At 41.4% G+C, this 17,065-nt stretch carries 14 protein-coding genes; 6 read left to right on the forward strand and 8 right to left on the reverse strand.

The features are described from left to right. Positions 1–70: 70 nt before the first annotated feature. On the reverse strand, positions 71–1,780 hold the full coding sequence (locus ACWATR_RS03975) for an alpha/beta hydrolase (RefSeq protein WP_460329719.1): 1,710 nt from the start codon (positions 1,778–1,780) through the stop codon (positions 71–73). 509 nt (positions 1,781–2,289) lie between these two features. Next, positions 2,290–3,213 carry a DMT family transporter gene (locus ACWATR_RS03980; RefSeq protein WP_460329721.1) on the reverse strand — a complete coding sequence of 308 codons (924 nt, stop codon included), beginning with the start codon at positions 3,211–3,213 and terminating at the stop codon, positions 2,290–2,292. A 283-nt stretch (positions 3,214–3,496) separates the two neighbouring features. Between ACWATR_RS03980 and ACWATR_RS03985 the strand changes: the two genes are divergently transcribed. Continuing rightward, positions 3,497–5,599 (forward strand): cytochrome-c peroxidase, encoded by a 2,103-nt coding sequence (locus ACWATR_RS03985; RefSeq protein WP_460329723.1) that lies wholly within the window; start codon positions 3,497–3,499, stop codon positions 5,597–5,599. 69 nt (positions 5,600–5,668) lie between these two features. Here the strand turns inward: ACWATR_RS03985 and ACWATR_RS03990 are convergent, their stop codons facing one another. Then, positions 5,669–6,970 (reverse strand): serine hydrolase, encoded by a 1,302-nt coding sequence (locus tag ACWATR_RS03990; protein ID WP_460329725.1) that lies wholly within the window; start codon positions 6,968–6,970, stop codon positions 5,669–5,671. Positions 6,971–7,596: 626 nt separating this feature from the next. Further along, positions 7,597–8,775, reverse strand: coding sequence for a GNAT family N-acetyltransferase (locus tag ACWATR_RS03995; protein WP_460329727.1), 1,179 nt, complete (start codon positions 8,773–8,775; stop codon positions 7,597–7,599). A gap of 519 nt (positions 8,776–9,294) precedes the next feature. Between ACWATR_RS03995 and ACWATR_RS04000 the strand changes: the two genes are divergently transcribed. Further along, positions 9,295–9,615, forward strand: a complete 321-nt coding sequence (locus ACWATR_RS04000) for a DMT family transporter (RefSeq protein WP_069073926.1) — start codon at positions 9,295–9,297, stop codon at positions 9,613–9,615. 108 nt (positions 9,616–9,723) lie between these two features. Further along, positions 9,724–9,879: a hypothetical protein gene (locus ACWATR_RS04005; protein WP_176727176.1), complete on the forward strand. Its 156-nt coding sequence runs from the start codon at positions 9,724–9,726 to the stop codon at positions 9,877–9,879. Between the two features lie 264 nt (positions 9,880–10,143). Here ACWATR_RS04005 and ACWATR_RS04010 read toward each other — a convergent pair whose 3' ends face one another. From ACWATR_RS04010 to ACWATR_RS04020, 3 genes are all read right to left on the reverse strand, one after another. After that, positions 10,144–11,163 (reverse strand): FecCD family ABC transporter permease, encoded by a 1,020-nt coding sequence (locus ACWATR_RS04010; protein WP_460329730.1) that lies wholly within the window; start codon positions 11,161–11,163, stop codon positions 10,144–10,146. Positions 11,164–11,330: 167 nt separating this feature from the next. Then, the gene (locus ACWATR_RS04015; RefSeq protein WP_435023407.1) at positions 11,331–11,957 is read right to left on the reverse strand and encodes a 4Fe-4S single cluster domain-containing protein; all 627 of its coding nucleotides are present in this window, start codon (positions 11,955–11,957) and stop codon (positions 11,331–11,333) included. 243 nt (positions 11,958–12,200) lie between these two features. Beyond that, positions 12,201–12,539 carry a hypothetical protein gene (locus ACWATR_RS04020; protein ID WP_460329732.1) on the reverse strand — a complete coding sequence of 113 codons (339 nt, stop codon included), beginning with the start codon at positions 12,537–12,539 and terminating at the stop codon, positions 12,201–12,203. On the opposite strand from ACWATR_RS04020, the gene ACWATR_RS04025 reads away from it, so the two are divergent. Beyond that, on the forward strand, positions 12,517–12,894 hold the full coding sequence (locus ACWATR_RS04025) for a hypothetical protein (RefSeq protein WP_460329734.1): 378 nt from the start codon (positions 12,517–12,519) through the stop codon (positions 12,892–12,894). The genes ACWATR_RS04020 and ACWATR_RS04025 overlap by 23 nt on opposite strands. 321 nt (positions 12,895–13,215) lie before the next feature. Beyond that, positions 13,216–13,674, forward strand: a complete 459-nt coding sequence (locus ACWATR_RS04030; protein WP_460329736.1) for a helix-turn-helix domain-containing protein — start codon at positions 13,216–13,218, stop codon at positions 13,672–13,674. Between the two features lie 74 nt (positions 13,675–13,748). On the opposite strand, the gene gatA is transcribed toward ACWATR_RS04030, so the two are convergent. Further along, complete coding sequence (gene gatA / locus ACWATR_RS04035; RefSeq protein ID WP_460329738.1) at positions 13,749–15,209, reverse strand: Asp-tRNA(Asn)/Glu-tRNA(Gln) amidotransferase subunit GatA; 1,461 nt, start codon at positions 15,207–15,209, stop codon at positions 13,749–13,751. 420 nt (positions 15,210–15,629) lie between these two features. Between gatA and ACWATR_RS04040 the strand changes: the two genes are divergently transcribed. Further along, entirely contained in the window at positions 15,630–16,982 is a 1,353-nt protein-coding gene (locus ACWATR_RS04040) for a helix-hairpin-helix domain-containing protein (RefSeq protein WP_460329740.1), read from the forward strand. Positions 16,983–17,065 lie beyond the last annotated feature (83 nt).

The following is a 17,065-nucleotide window of genomic DNA, read 5'->3' on the forward strand; positions in this document are numbered from 1 at the left end:
GTTTTTCAAATAAAAATCATCACATGCAGCAATGTAACGCCAATATCCAACATCCAAAATCCGAAACTGACTATGGTGTTGGGGAGTTTTTTTTTGCGGGTTTGGCTCCTTTAATATCCAGTAATTGTTCCAATTCGGTTGTACTTAATGACTTGACAAGACTCAACCCAAGCGATTTACTAGAAATACTTTGAGCGTAGCCTGCATTCAGGTAAGGGATGTATTGTGACCTTCCTGCAACATAAGTTTGGAAGAAAGGTAAACTCAAAACATTCATGTAACGACGCGCTTGGGAAGCATCACCAATCATATCGGCAGGTAATGCTACTTGTTGATTTGCAGGGTTTCCATTGCCAATGGTGGAAAAGTGAGTACCACCTTCAAGCATGACGAGATACTTTTGTGAATTCTCCAACCAGGAAAAAGGTAAAATTTGCTCGGATAAAGCTGGTGCAACTGTATCATCACTACTGCTGACAATCATCACTGGAGTTTGGATGTGACTTAAGCCAGCTTTGCCAAAAATAGAACTAGTAATGGGATTAACTGCGATCGCAGCTTTCACTCTCTCATCCCGCAGGTTATAATCTTTGCCAGACTTGCTGATGCTCAATTCCAAAGCCCGACACTGAAGCAGTAAAGACATATTCCAGGTATTTTGCAGTGCTGCTGGTTCACAGTCTTGTTTTAGCTGCTTGAAGTTGATTTTAGCGCCTGCTAGAGCCAAGGCTGTGTAGCCTCCCAAAGATTGACCAAGTACTCCGACTTGTTGCAGATTTAACCGACCTTTAAACCGTGAATCAGATTGATTACCTTTTTCCAATTGATTCAGTATATATGTTACGTCCATTGGTCGGTCTTGAAATTCACTTGGTTCTGCTACTTCAACGGCGCGTCCATTTAACAGCGAACGCAATTGTTTAGTATCACTACCAGGATGATTGGGAACGGCAACGGCAAATCCGTAGGAAGCTAGATGAGTGGCTAAATATTGAAAGTTGCTGCTGTCTAAACCCAAACCGTGAGAAATTACAATTATGGGTGCAACATTCTGGACATTGGGAATGTAAACATCAGTTAATAGAAGCCGATTGCGCGTTGAGTCGAAAAACTTCAGAGTGTATTTTTGCGACTTCAACTTTCCCGGAACCTTTAAATCGGGTAATTGCGAGAAATTTGGTTGTGAAATGGTATCAGCTTCTATTTTAGACTTTTGGGAAACTGCTGCGATCGCTTGATGGGTTTGGCTAACAAGTCTCTCCAATTCTGTAGCTATTGCCAGAGTCTCGGCGACATCAAGACGAATGCTGCTGCTAGGGTATTTACGCAACACATTCAAAAGTGTCAAGCCTCCCGATTCAGCAGAGGCTAAAATTAGCGCTGAACGCAAAGCACCAAATCCTGGTTCTGGCTGATTGGTTTTAATGACTTGCGCCAACCGATGCAGTAAAAATTCTCCTTGTGGTGTGTAGAGAAGTTGTGAAACTACTACCGGACTAACTTTCACACGATTGAGTAAAATCCGCCGCAATTCTTGAAGCTGTTGTAGAGGCAGATATTGCTGATATCCTGCCAAGTCTTCGTTAATTACGCCTGTTTTGGCATAGTTTTCTAAAGTAGTGACTGAAATGGAAAGCTCTAAAGCTGAATAAGATGCATAAATCCGCTCTGCTGCCAAGACAGAATTGCTAATTCCAAACGTTGGCAGCACCATTGAAAGAACCAGCAATAGAGAATTTTTTCTTAGGGTGCTGGCCCAATTACCAAACAAACTATTCATCGCTCAACTTTTTCGGTGGTCTGGTTTTATCAGGTGTTGGCTTTGGTAGTTATTCGGGCGCCCTGCTTGGTTTACTTAAAGTTCTTAGCCTCAATTTTATCAGAACAGAATTTAGGAGTCAGGAGTGATAATTCAGGATGAATTATGTATGACTTGCGAATGTAGCTTGCTTAAGATAATGGGTATAAATGGGTTTCAAATCTCTACCAAACCTAGTATCTGGTAGTAAACAAAAAAGTAGTGATTCCCAATGCCTAGTAATAGATTCTGACTCCTAAATTCTGATTCCTGAATTATTCTTCAATAATTTTTTCGGCTATCAGGTCAACAATTAAATACTACAGAGTCACAGAGATAAGTAAAGTATCCAGATGATTTCAGTAGTTTGCCTTCACTATTAAATCATAACAAATAAAAAATAGTCTGCCTCAGTATTTATGTTGTAGCTTTGAATCTTGCACGAATTTACTAGATGGGAAAGCCAGTAAAAATCCGGAAAAATATTCTGATTAATCAGCTTTTCCCAAGGCGATCGCTACTGAACCTGTGACTACTAAACCCGCTCCTAATATTGCTATGAGAGTGAAGTGTTCTGATGGTATCCAATTAGGTGCAATAACTGATACAACCGCGACTGATATTAATGTCACAATGGGAGCTAAAGCTATTACCGCACTTACTCGTGATGCTTCCCAATGTTCTAAGGATTCGGCAAAAGCACCGTAAGCAATTAAAGTATTCAACGCACAAAAAACTAACATTCCTAAATGGAAGCTATTAAGTATAAAAAGTGATTTTACTCTGGCTAGAGGAGTGAATAATAAAGCACATCCTCCATAAATAATCAACATGATACTAGGAGAAGATAAAGATTGTAATAACTGCTTTTGTGCCAAAGCATAAATCGCCCATGCTACTGCTCCTAGCGCAATCAAAACACTACCTAGTATGTATGTGTTTTGGGCTGTAATCAAATTTGTTAGTTGTTCACGAAAGAATAAAAGATAACCACAAATCATTACACTTACACCAATCCATTGATACAGCCTGTAACGTTCTTTAAAAATTACTAACCCTCCTAAACCTAATAAAAGGGTAGATAATTGAATGAGAACTTCAGCGTTAGCAGGCGATGTTAGTGCTAAACCTTGCATGAACAGAAAGTAATTAATCCCTAAGAAAAGTGTAGCGATCGCTAATAATTTCCAAGAAGCAGAGCGTAGTTGTTCTAACTTTGGTAATTTACCGCGTATTCCTAAATACAAAGCAAGTAGTATAAATGATGCCAAAAAGCGAAACCAAATAACGGTATAGACATCAAGTGCTTGCAGAGCTATCGTCAAAGCAATAGGTAAAATTCCCCACAATAAAACCGTCAATAGCGATAACGCTAGCCCTAAGCGCCAGCGTCCAGAACTTTGATGTAGTGACATTCAAATATCCTACTGAAAGTAGGGCTGACAATAAATTAAAACGTATCTAATTTGCATATCTAGATTTTACATGTTCTTATTGAGAAACTCTCTTAATAGTTTGGTTCATATAAATTCAACATAGAACAACTTATCTACTCTACCCAATTTATTTTGAGCCAGTAGATGGCGTTTTTTGTTTACATAAAATTAGTAAATTGCGTAATTACTTTACATGAATATTAAATTTTGGACTTCCACGTAAGTGTATGATTTATTTCGGCGTCACTTTAGTATAAAAATTATGGGGTTTATACCCATCATAATCTTAGTAGTCTTTATTACAGGCTTATCAATTTACTTCCTGCTGGCCTCCAAAGGTCGATTTTTGCTCAAATCTGTGGTGACAAAAATCAAGCGCCAAGAGTGGAGATTCGGATATAGCAAGCTTAAATACTTGAGATCAAGATTTTTAAAGACTACAACAATTGCTGTCCTTATTATGGCAGCAGTAATCGCTGGAAATACTGTATCGGCCCAGGTTACGGGGTCGCCTCCAGTTTCGCTCAAGAGCGTATCGGTTCCAGAACCTGACAATCTTGGAGACTTTGTAAAAGACAAAGTAGCTGCAATCAAGTTAGGAAAGACTCTTTTTTGGGATATGCAGGTTGGAAGTGATGGACAGACCTCCTGTGCTAGTTGTCACTTCCATGCTGGAGCCGACAATAGATCCAAAAATCAGATCGCTCCTGGGCTTTTGCGGATCAACCCTGATGGTACAGAGAATCCAGATACAGTTTTTAATGTAGGCGGCCTACCAAACTACCAACTCAAACCAGAAGATTTTCCCTTCCACAGTGACATTAATGATGTCAGTTCCTCTCAGGGGGTTTTCAATACAAAGTTTGTGGATGTCACACCTGGTAATGCAGAAGACCAAGTGAAAAATGAGCCAGATCAGGTTTTTAACGTGGGAGGCATAAATGTGCGCCGCGTTGAACCGCGTAACACACCAACTGTAATTAATGCAGTATTCAACTTCCGCAACTTCTGGGATGGAAGGGCACAGGATATCTTTAATGGGGTGAATCCCTTCGGTTTGAGAGATCCTAACGCCTCTGTTGTCAAAGCAGAAAACCCAAATCAACTCAAATTTGTTAAAGTTAGCCTGAATAATTCGTCTTTGGCTTCCCAAGCAGTTGGCCCGCCACTCAGTTCCTTCGAGTCGTCAGCTGATGGTCGTACCTTTGAAGAAATTGGTGATAAGTTCGGGCGAATTGACAGAAAATCTCGTAGTGCTAGTAAGGGTAAAAAGCTTCCCCGAAAACTGGCGAAAAAGTTATCTCGCCTCAGACCGCTAGGCAAACAGGTTGTGCATCCACAAGACAGCGTTTTAGGTGCAGACAGTAGATGGCCTCAACCGGGACTGAAAGATAAAACTTACGATCAACTGGTTAAAGATGCCTTCAAGCCGGAGTGGTGGAAGTCTAATCAACTCATCCAAGTTGATGCTGAAGGTAGACGGAGTTTTGTCAAAAAACCTGATAACTCTTCCGAAACCGATGAGTACACGCTATCGGAGTATAACTTCTCATTATTCTTCGGGCTGGCAGTTCAGTTGTACGAGTCTACACTTATTTCCGACAATACACCCTACGATCGCTTCTTGGAAGGAAACACCACCGCCCTCACCGAGCAGCAGCAACGAGGGAAACAACTCTTCGAGGGTAAAGCTCGGTGCATCGGTTGTCACGGTGGACTAGAACTTACCAACGCCTCAGTGAGCAATATAAAGAAGCAACGACTGGGAACCATAAACATTCCCAACCTTAGAATTGTCTTTGACAGTGGCTTTTTCAATATCGGTGTTAGACGTACCCTAGAAGACACTGGTGTTGGTGGTCAAGACCCATTTGGCAACCCGCTTTCAGAGTCGCGAGTTGCTGCTTTGGATAAATTCCCATTACTTCTTGGTTCAAACCCCAATATTACAGTTAGCCCCAATGACAGAATAGTTGCAGATGGAAGCTTTAAGACTCCCGGATTACGCAACATAGAACTCACCGCCCCTTACTTTCACAATGGTGGTTATTTGACTCTGCCGCAAGTGATGGATTTCTATAATCGTGGTGGAGATTTCCGCCCGCAAAGCGCCCTCGCCCCGTTGGGACTAAGCCAAACTGAACAAGATGACTTGGTAGCCTTCATGAAAGGACTCACCGATGAGCGAGTTCGTTATGACAAAGCGCCCTTTGATCATCCACAATTGTTCATTCCCAATGGACATCCGGGGGGTAACTCTACGTCCGTTATTAATGATGGTACTGGCCAAGCCACAGATAGCCTACTGGAAATTCCTCCTGTTGGTAGGAATGGTGGTAGTGGTACGCCAAATTTCTTGAGTTAAGTAGCAAGTTAACTCAGGTGGGGGAAATGAGGGAGAGATTTATTCAATAATTCCCCCTCGTCCCCATTACTAAGGAGTGCGCTCGCTAGAGTTCGATTCTATATTGCTAACTCTGGTTTGGCTTAGGTAATTGTAGACTCTGCGAGAAACTTCACGGACAAAATCTCCAGCTCTGCGATCGTGGTTTGGTCTTTGCACCAAAATGCCTGCTAAATAGCTTTTCCCGTTGGGCATTTCAATAATACCCGCATCACCAATAATAAATCTCAATGTGCCAGTTTTGTGGGCAATGGTAGCTCCTTTACCAATACCAGCCGGTAGCAAACTATTAGTTTTGACACGGCGCATAATCCCTAAAACTTGATTGCGGCTCTTTGGAGATAGCAAACGATTGTTAGAAACTAACGCCGCCAATCTGACTAAATCTTTGGAACTGGTTGTATTTTTGCCAGGAATGTCTGGAAGTAAATTCTGCATTGCTGTATTTTGCAATCCCCAGCCACGAAAACGTTGGTTAACTTTTGCTACACCACCCAAACGATCAAGAACCATATTTGTGGCGGTATTATCGCTAATGGTCATCATCAAGGTAGCAGTTTGGAGGACGCTAAATTTAGTTCCAACGGGTTTGTATTTCATAGTTCCCGCTTCACCAACCCTTAAATCGCGCCGCATCACTAATTTATCTGTTAGTTTAATTCTACCAGCGTCTATTTCTTGGAAAAGAGCTACTAATAAGGGAAATTTGATTGTACTGGCAGCCGCAAATCTTTTTTCACCATTAATATCTATATAGTTACCTGTATCTAAATCTAAGAAAAATATTCCAGGGTTTAATGATTTGTAAGTTGCTAACAATGCCCGAATTTGAGAACTAATACCCTGCATTTCTTGACCAAGATTTACAACTCCTGCAAATGTTGAAGCATCTGTGGAATTAATGGCAATATCTTGTCTATTTTCCCCAGGAATGTTATTGCTTTGGCGGTCAAATGAGTTAAATTTTACAATCCAATGAGAACGAGAATCTGCTTTGATGGATAGATTACGGGAATCAATATGATAGCCTGGAGCTAATTCTACGACAAAACGAGTTGTTTTACTATCTAGTTTTCCAATACGAATTTCTTTGACTGCATTACCAAAAGCTTTTTTAACACTATCTGAATTAAAACTAGTTCCAGGTAAGTCAATTACCAATCGATTAGGATTATCTAATAAAAAGGCTTTTGGTTGGATTCCAGAGGTTGTAGTTAGGTGTAATTGATTTTGCTTAGAATCAAAGTACCAAGACTGTAATCGTGAAGCTTTAGCTTGTCCTGCAAATAGAAGCAAACTGCTTAAACCGATCGCAAGTAAATGTGATTTCATGTTGTGATTGTAGGTATGCAACTATGTAGCAACTAATCAACCTTACCTTAGATTGTTTTCTGATGATCATACTGAAATTCCGGAAAAAAAGCATAAATCCCATTGACTTATTTTTTTGATGATAAATAAGTAGAGAACATCCAATTTTGTGGCTCGTAGTTTGCGCTATTTTCTCTCAAACGCAAACTACAAACCTTAATTGATTCACCTATACTTACTTATCTAGGATCAGATGATCATGATTTATCAAAAAAAATCGCTGGTATCCTTCTTTATGGTGTGAATTGACAACAGAAATTGCTAATCTAGCCGAAGGACGAACTAATGATTAATTATGTTTCCAACTTATGTTTTTTTGATTGGGGAACGTTGGGGATGTGAGGTAAAAGGGACTGGGGATTAGGGACTGGGGATTAGGGATTGGGGACTGGGTGTAAAATCGAAAAATTATGATGCTTGCTCTTACCCACCACCAAATTTTAAAAAACAATTCCTTGTACCCATTACCCAGTACCCAGTACCCAGTACCGGAACGGCGACCAGTTGAGCAAAAACTGGAGGTACAACAGTTTAATCGCTTCCCCATTACCCTTATCTCCAGAGGGGCCTCACTTTCCCCACTCCCTTTAAAAGAAATCAGGCATCCAAGGCGAGGCACCTGTAAATATTTGCGTAGCTGCTAAGATAGCCTTTTCTGTCCCATCAAGTTTTCCCACTTGTTGCAAATGGTAGGGAGTGAATAAACTTGTATACAATGGTGCCAATTCTCGGATATTTAGCTGTAACTCTCCCTTTCCGCCTTTTGTGACTTCACCACGTCCGTTGGCGACAGAAAGTATGAATTTACCATTGTTTGCAGGTAGCAAATTATCTTGAATTTCTAGGTGCAATTCAGCTTGGATTCCCGATGGATAACCCCGTGCTTCCAGCGCTTTGACTACATCTATTACCCGAAACAGCCAACGACTCTCACGCCATATTTTGGTAGTTTGCTCTGGTAGTAGCAATGTTAGAGAATCAATTGCAGAACTTTTCCATCGCACCTGGTGAATTTGAGAGCGATGATTTGCCAGAAACGACCAGAAAGTTTGTGCAGCATCAACTGTGCGAAGTACCCAATCTTTTACCCAAAGGATTTCACCGTCTTCTGTTCGCTCTTGAGTGAAGATGATATAGCCTTGGGGTTGCTCTTTAGTACCAATAAAATAGGCATAGACTGTTTCTTTCTCATCTGGTTGGATTATTCGCTGCCAGATTGCTGGATGTCGGTCTAAATATCCATGCGTTAGTCTCGCTTGCTGCTGATATAGTTCATGAAAGACTTCATGATGGATGCTCACTACTGGTTCTAAAGGTAGGGGTTGCTCCCGCACTTGAATATTCCTGGTAGAAACTTCCCAAATACACCAGCTACCTCCCTGCTCATACCCTACTTTTCGGTACAAAGTTTGAACAGCTGGATAAAGAGCGGAAATTGCTACGCCTCTAGCATAAAGTTCTTTGAGCATTTGTTGCATGAGAGCGATCGCAGCTCCCGAACCACGATACTCTGGAGCAATGCCTACTACGGCAATTCCTGTCATTGGTACACGCACACCACCCCACCACTGACCCATATCCAGAGTTGCCAATCCACCAACTACTTGCTCCCATCCCCGAATAATGCGGAAATTTTCTACCCCAATCAGGTTGATATAAGCTTCTTCACCACCAAGTCCGCTGATAAAACACTGCTCAAGGATAGTCTCAAGCTGCTTAATATCCTGTGGATGAGCAAGAGTGCTGTATTCAAATTGAGCTGTCATTTCTTATACCATTTTTAGTACAAAATCACAATCATACTACAACAGTCGTTACCCCAATGGTTCACCAACTCGCTTGAAAATGGAGACTGGGAAAAAAGATTTATTATCTGTCTTGGTATACTCAGTTAATGATGGCTATTTAGTACACAATCACAGAAATAAACATATCATTACATCGGGCTAAAAAGTCTAATTGAATACAAAGCTAGGGTAACAGCAGTATCCACTTAAGCTTTATTACAGCAACCCTGATATAATAAATTTTCGGATCGTTCTGACTTGAAATGTAGTAATAGATAATCTCTTCATAGAGAGAGGACGCTTTTTCTTTCACCAATCAGCTATAAAGCCCCAGAATCATGCTCCTAGTCACGCTAAACTACACTACTGCGCGTTCAATTTTAACTGTCAGGACACTTACACTTATCTATTAATGAGTGGCTTCAGAACTGTTTCTTCTATTCATAGGGCCTGGTGTACCACCCGTCGGTTGCTGTTAACACATCACTCACAAAAAATATGTCAATCAGTTGGATTTACCTCATCATAGCAATCGTTTTTGAGGTTTCAGGCACAACTTGCATGAAATTATCGCAGGGATTTACTAAAACAGTTCCTTCGGTGTTAATATTTGTCTTCTATGGACTTTGTTTTACTTTTTTGACTTTTGCTCTCAAGAGACTTGAAGTGAGTGTAGCTTATTCTGTCTGGGCTGGATTGGGAACTATCCTAGTTGCGCTTATTGGTATTATCTGGTTTCGGGAATCTGCCACATTAATGAAACTTTTTTCGATCGCCTTAATAATCATAGGGGTAATTGGTATAAACGCAAGTGATTGAAGAAGAATTCAGAAGTCAGAATGGGCTAAACGCCCATTCTGACCGGAGCTTTCGGAGTCTCCGGCTCCGCTCCTGACTCCTGAATTCTGTTCGATAAATTAAACGGACATGATATTAGACATTACCCAGATTAAAAAATACCTCGTCAATGTTAAAATAGACGAGGTAAATAAACCAAAACTGATCATTTTGCTGGTTGCTGTTGTAGGGAATACACCAGCAATTTTTATTGTTCCGCTAGCAGAGCAAAATGAGCAAACTTAGCTAAATGCTTTTAAAGGTATAGTAAACCTCGGTAAATATAGCCCACAAGTAATTGACTTTTAATACTTTAGCAGAGACGCTCAAAGTAATGCAGCCAAAATGGCAAGTTTTTTATACACTGAGACGTAAAGAACATTGTATTGTAGTATAAACTTACAGCAGTTTTCAGTAGTTCAACTATAGTTTAGGGATGCACAATTGTGAATCCACACAACGGATTGTGCTTCAAATAGATGAAAAAGACTTGAGCATCAGCTTATTAGGTCAAAATTTATTGAACCCAGCAGAACGACGATAAAGTAGCCAGATAAACAGCGGTGAACCCAGCAAGGCGGTGACGGAACCTACTGGTAGTTCTACTGCTCCTAGCCTAGAAAGTAAATCTGCAAAAGTCAGTAACCATGCACCTGCAAGGGCGGAAAGTGGTAAAACAAAGCGATGATCTGTACCAACGATGAGGCGGACACCATGAGGGACAACAAGGCCAACAAATCCAATCAAGCCACTGATGCTGACAGCACCTGCGGCTAATAGAGTGGCGACACCACCAATTAACAGGCGCGATCGCGTCAACGAAACCCCTAAACCCACAGCCAAATCATCTCCTAAAGCCAGCACGTTTACCGATCGCGCCAACAAGCATCCCCCGATCAATGCAACGATGATGTAAGGAGCAGGCGTAGCAATTTCTTGCCAACCCCGTCCATTAAGACTACCAACTAACCAACTGAGCGCAATTTGAATTTGACCGTCTTCAGCTAAAAGCAGCAATGTACTTTGTACAGCACCAAATAAAGAACTCACCGCCACTCCACCTAAAATCAACCGCTCAACAGAAATCCCCGACCCCGCACGACCGAGTAAAATAACGATCGCAGAAGTCAAAATAGCTCCCATCCATGCTGCTAAAGGAATTGCGATCGGGAATATTTGCCACACAATCATCAGAATCACAATTAATCCTGCACCCGCTGAAATGCCCAAAATAAATGGATCAGCCAGACTATTGCGTAATATTCCTTGTAGCAATGCTCCTGACATTCCCAAAGCTGCACCGACAATGAGAGCAGCTGTAATCCGTGGAAGACGCAAATCCCAGAGAATTGTCTGTTTAATTGGATCGCCTTTGTGGAGAATGGCTTGCCACAATTCCGACATATTTAAAGGTACTGCTCCTTGAGAAAGGGACAGTACTAGCGTTACTACCAGTGCTGTACCAAGGAGGAAAACAGCCCAAAATACACGGTGTTTACTAAAAATTGTCTCAAATAGTCTAGCCAACATAATTCGTAATTCGTAATTATTACCCTAAAACTGAAATCGCTTGCTCAGAAAAATGAATCATGCTTTTTATCTCCATCAATGAATTGAGGCACTATGACTTTCGTTACGAATTACGAATTACGAATTACGTTAGCGCAGCGTTAGCGACGCAGGAGCGTCATTACGAATTATTCCGTCAATTCCAGCCCACCTTGATAGCCAGTGACAATGCGACCACCATCTTTGAGGATGTGGACTTCTATCTGGTCGCTAGCCCAAGTAATTTGGTCTTGAAAAGCTGGGTTTAACACACGAACCCGTTGATTACTGGAAGAAACTGGAGAATCGGGAGAATTAATTGCTAGAGATTGTACAAAAGGCCCGTCAATCAGGATATCGAGTTGTTCTAACAATTCTTGGGAACCTGGTGGTGCGGATTGGGACTGTAGCTGCTTAAGAGTGAACCCAGTAAAAGACATTACATTTAACCCAGCAGCTTTGACTTTCCGAGCTAAAGATGCCAGGGCAGTTGCTTGCCAAAATGGTTCTCCACCAGAGAATGTTACACCCATATTGCGGGGATTGCTAAGAATATTCTCGGCAAGAGTATCAACAGCAATCAATTGGTTAGCCTCAAATGACCAGGAGTTAGTATTAAAGCAGCCAGGACACTCACGAAGACAACCTTGTACCCAGACGACTGCACGACAACCAGGGCCATTAACTTCTGACTGATCAACATAACCCATAATGTTGAGATAGCCAGGGGGAATTTCCATGAGTGCTAGCGATGGGTCAGTTGGCTTAATTTCCATCTCTTTAACTCCTTTGAGCCATTGCCTGTTAACTGTTAAATATAGCGAATCTCCAGTTATATAACCGTGACAATAGTTATATACAGGAGAATAAAAAAGGCAGGAGGCAGGCTTTAGCTTAAACATTAGTTGCCTCTCACCTACCCGATAGGGAGGTGATGAGATGAATACAAGTGAGTGACGAATTGACCAACGAGCAAAATTGAGTATAGCGATGGCAGCAATGTTGGTTGATGAAGCAACTTATTTTTCAGCCAGAATCGCGTAAATTTCCCGTTTAACTTGCTCTAAAAGCTCACGAACCCGATTTATTCGCTCCATATTGCCACTACGAGCAACCTGCACCACAACAGCAGCTAATTCTGTTGCGGCATTCCGCAGTTCAATAAACTCTTGGGGCTTACCTTTGACAAAACTTTTGAAGCTATCCCAAGGAGAGTTTGAAGTTTCTTGTTGGGCAGAGTGCTGCTCTTGCTGAGGGGAAAACTCTTCTCCCTTTCTTCTTCCCCATTTCCCAAAGACCTGTTGATTACCTTCAAATTGATCGTAGAATGCCCGTATGGCAGATGAGCAGATTGTCAATTTTATTAGCGGCCACCTCGACCTAACTCAGGCAGAATTTGATCTTCACTACCGCTTTCTGATTGATAATGCCCTCGAACAAAATGAGAGCTTTGTGGTAGGAGATGCTAGAGGTGCTGACACATTCGCACAGCAGTATCTTTTCGCAAGAGCAAAGGCAGTTGTTGTCTACCACATGTTCACAAGTCCTCGGAATAACATTGGATTTTCAACTCGCGGTGGATTTCAAAGTGACGCAGAGCGAGATGAGCAAATGACGCGTGATTCTCATCAAGACATTGCTTGGGTACGAGTGGGTAGAGAACGGTCTGGAACACAAGCGAACCTAGACAGACGTGTGAAACTTCAGACTTAGTGTAACCGTCATTGAATGGAAGCGATACATACGGCAACCTGAAGCAGGAACGCTGCAATTAGCCCAGTCCAGAGTAGCCCCTGGGAAAACACTTGTATTAGAAATTGCACATTGCTAATTTTGCCTCAAGATTTTTTATTTTCCATAAAGTATAAAAAAATACAGATAGATTACTTGGTATGAGATGCCTTAGCATTTTAAAATACAGGATTAAGCCACAATCAAAAAATTTTATCCTAAAATCAAATATTCAGTGAATTTACGTATGCACATTTAAGTCTTCTCAATGAATAGTAGAATTAGCCCATACAGGAGAAGACAGTGACGCTCTTAAACGAAGCTCAAATAGAGCAGCTAAAGGAAATAACCACACACTTGCGACAAGTAAGACAAGAAAAATCCATCCGCATAGAAGAAATAGCCGCTCAAACACTAATTAGAGCAGGTGTTTTACAAGCTTTAGAAGAAGAACGATTTGAAGAATTGCCTGAGCCTATTTTTGTTCAAGGATTCATCCGTCGCTATGGAGATGCTTTAGGACTGGATGGAAATGCTCTATCGTACACCTTTATAAGCAATGTTGTCCGCCAAGACTCCAATAACAATCATAAAAATTCAGACAATAAACCAAATAGATACATACCTCTTGTTTTTACCTACATTCTATTATTAGTAGCTGCATCTACTGGCCTTTTATATATACTTAACCCACCACAAATTGCATCTGAATCCGTGACTCCAGAAGTCAATGGTGAACAATCAATAGTCACTAATCAATGAGTGGGGAAGATGGGGAAGATGAGGGAGAAATAAGCAGTGCCCAATCCCCAATGCCCAACACCCCATGCCCAATTTCAAGATATTTGAGGTTTACGCAGATGCCAAGTAGTGGATTGCTCATAGGCATAAGCTACCTGAAACAGTAGGTCTTCTCGGAGCACATTGCCAATTAACTGTAATCCTATTGGTAGCCCCTGATCATCAAAACCACATGGCAAACTTAGACTAGGTAAACCAGCAAGATTCACAGGAATAGTCATTAAGTCAGTTAAATACATACTTAAGGGGTCAGTAGTTTTTTCCCCTGCTTTGAATGCTGTAGTGGGGGATGTGGGACAAACTAACACATCAACCGCGCCAAAAGCCTTTTCAAAGTCTTGCTTAATCAAGGTACGAACTTTTTGCGCTTTCAGGTAGTAGGCGTCATAATAGCCAGCTGAGAGGGCATAAGTGCCAATCATAATCCGGCGTTTGACTTCTGTACCAAAACCAGCGGCACGGGTACGAGTGTACATCGATAGTAGATTATCGGCATCAGGAGCGCGGTATCCATATTTAACGCCATCGTAACGAGCCAGGTTTGCTGATGCTTCTGATGGGGCAATAATGTAGTAGGTGGGTAAGCCATAGCGAAAACGGGGACAAGAAATTGTGTGAATCTCTGCTCCCAAACTTTGTAGTTGATCTACTGCTTTGGTAACAGCTTGTGCTACTACAGGGTCTAAACCTTCACCAAAAGTTTCTTGAATGATACCAATTCTTAGCTGACCTCTGGGTTTGAAGTCTGGTTTTAGGCTAGCAGCGTAGTTAGGAATGGCAACTTTCAGGCTGGTAGAGTCTTTGGGATCATGACCTGCGATCGCACTTAATAATATTGCCGCATCTTCTACCGTGTTTGCAAATGGCCCAATTTGATCTAAAGATGAAGCATAAGCCACCAAACCATAACGGGAAACTAAACCATAAGTTGGTTTCATCCCCACCACACCGCAGAAAGATGCAGGTTGGCGAATCGAACCGCCAGTATCAGAACCGAGAGCAACTACACATTCTTGGGCCGACACCGCCGCCGCAGAACCTCCCGAAGAACCACCTGGAATTCGTGATAAATCCCAAGGATTAGCCGTGACTTGGTAAGCAGAGTTTTCTGTAGAACTGCCCATTGCAAACTCATCCAAGTTGGTTTTGCCTACCATTACCGCCCCAGCATCAGCAAGTTTTTGCGTCGCCGTTGATTCATAAGGCGGCACAAAATTTTCCAAAATCCGGGAAGCGCAGGTGGTAGGAACTCCCTTGGTACACATATTGTCCTTGATACCCACAGGAATACCTGCTAAGAGTCCAATTTCTTCTCCCGCAGCTATTTTGGCATCCACAGCACCCGCTTGCTCTAATGCCCGTTCTGCCGTCACACACAAAAAGCTGTGCAATTTCGGCTCTAACGCTTGAATGCGATCTAAAGCTTCTTGGGTAATTTCAACGGCAGAACGTTCTTTCTTAACCAGTTGTTGGTGCAACTCGCGGATGGATGCCATGATTGCTCTCTTTATGACTCACTCAAGTCATTGATTCTAGTACATATTGGTCGATATTGGTATTGGTATCGCTATTGGGCATTGGGCATTGAGCATTGGGTATGGGGCATTGGGCACTGTTTATTTCTCCCTCATCTCCCCTGCTCCCCTTCTTCTTCCCTAGTGCAAACCATCTAAACTATGCGGATTAATATGTATTGAAATGTGTTTAATAAGTTTAAAAAAGTAGCAAATATATGGCTATTAACTGTCTATTGAATAGTTTACCAAAGTTTTGATATATATTTGCTACTTTTGTGTAAGAGTATAGCAGTGTTTTCTAGTGATATAATTTTGTATTATAAGTACTATAAAGAATACATTTTTTACGATTTTATCAATTAATTAATTTCGTAAAACTTTTTTCAGGGGTAGGGTAGGATGATAAAAATAGCTACACGCAAATATTTAGGCAGACAAAATGTCTATGACATTGGGGTTGAGCGTGACCATAATTTTGCGATCAAAAATGGCTTAATAGCTTCCAATTGTTTCAATAAATCCCATTCGACAGCCTATGGTTATGTAACTTATCAAACAGCATATTTAAAAGCTAATTATCCATTGGAATATATGGCGGCGCTGTTAACAGCTAACAGTGGTGATACCGATAAGGTACAGAGATATATTACTAACTGTACAAATATGGGGATTTCCATAGATCCGCCAGATATTAACCGTTCTGGTGTTGATTTTACGCCAACGGCAGGAAAGATTCTGTTTGGATTTTCGGCGGTGCGTAACGTGGGGCAAAATGCGATCGCTTGTATTTTGGAAGCGAGAAATGAGACAGGAGAGTTCAAGACTCTTGCTGATTTTTGCGATCGCGTCGATTTACGTGCTGTTAACCGCCGAACTCTGGAGTCGTTGATTTACTGTGGAGCCTTTGACAAAATGGAACCCAACCGCCAACAGTTAATTAACGACTCAGAATTGGTGTACGATTGGGCACAATCTCGCGCTAAAGACAGAGCCAGTGGACAAGGGAATCTGTTTGATTTATTGGGCGATGGGTTTTCTTCGACTCAGAATAAAAGAGCAAACAATGCCTTTGAGACTGCTCCCAAATCTAAACCTGTGACGGATTTACCCCCACAGAAAAAGTTGCAGATGGAAAAAGAATTATTAGGTTTTTATGTATCAGATCATCCACTGAAATCCTTACGACAAATAGCACCACTTTTGACTCCAATTAACCTTTCGCAACTAGGAGAACAAAGAGAAGATACAAGACTTTGTGCAGTTGTCATGTTAAATAACGTCAAAAAAGTGGTGACGAAAAAAGGTGATCAGATGGCAATTTTGCAAATAGAAGACTTAACTACACAATTAGAAGCTGTAGTTTTCCCGAAAACTTATGAACGCATTAGTTCCCTACTCCAAGTTGATACTAGATTAATTATTTGGGGAAAAGTAGATCGACGCGATGAGCAAACTCAATTTATTCTTGAAGATGCAGAACCAGTGGAAACAGTACAAATGGTGATGGTGGAATTAAATCCCCAGCAAGCAGGTAACATGGAAGACTTACATCGCTTGAAAACAATTTTGCAAGAACATTCAGTAGACAAAGAAAAGGCAAAAATGCCAGTGATTGGAATTATCCAAACTGAAACTTCTCGTAAACTTGTTCGCTTGGGTTGGCAATTTTGCGTACAAGATTCTAGAATAACCGTTCAAGCTTTGCAAAATGCTAGTTTTCCTGCTCATATAAAATCGCTGACTGGTAGCTGACACCAGAAGTGAAAAATCCACCAATACTGAAAAGCAGCTTAAAAATTCGTTGATTGAACTGTCAACAGTAAATCGCCTTAAGT

It is taken from the genome of Nostoc sp. UIC 10890 (assembly GCF_054786515.1).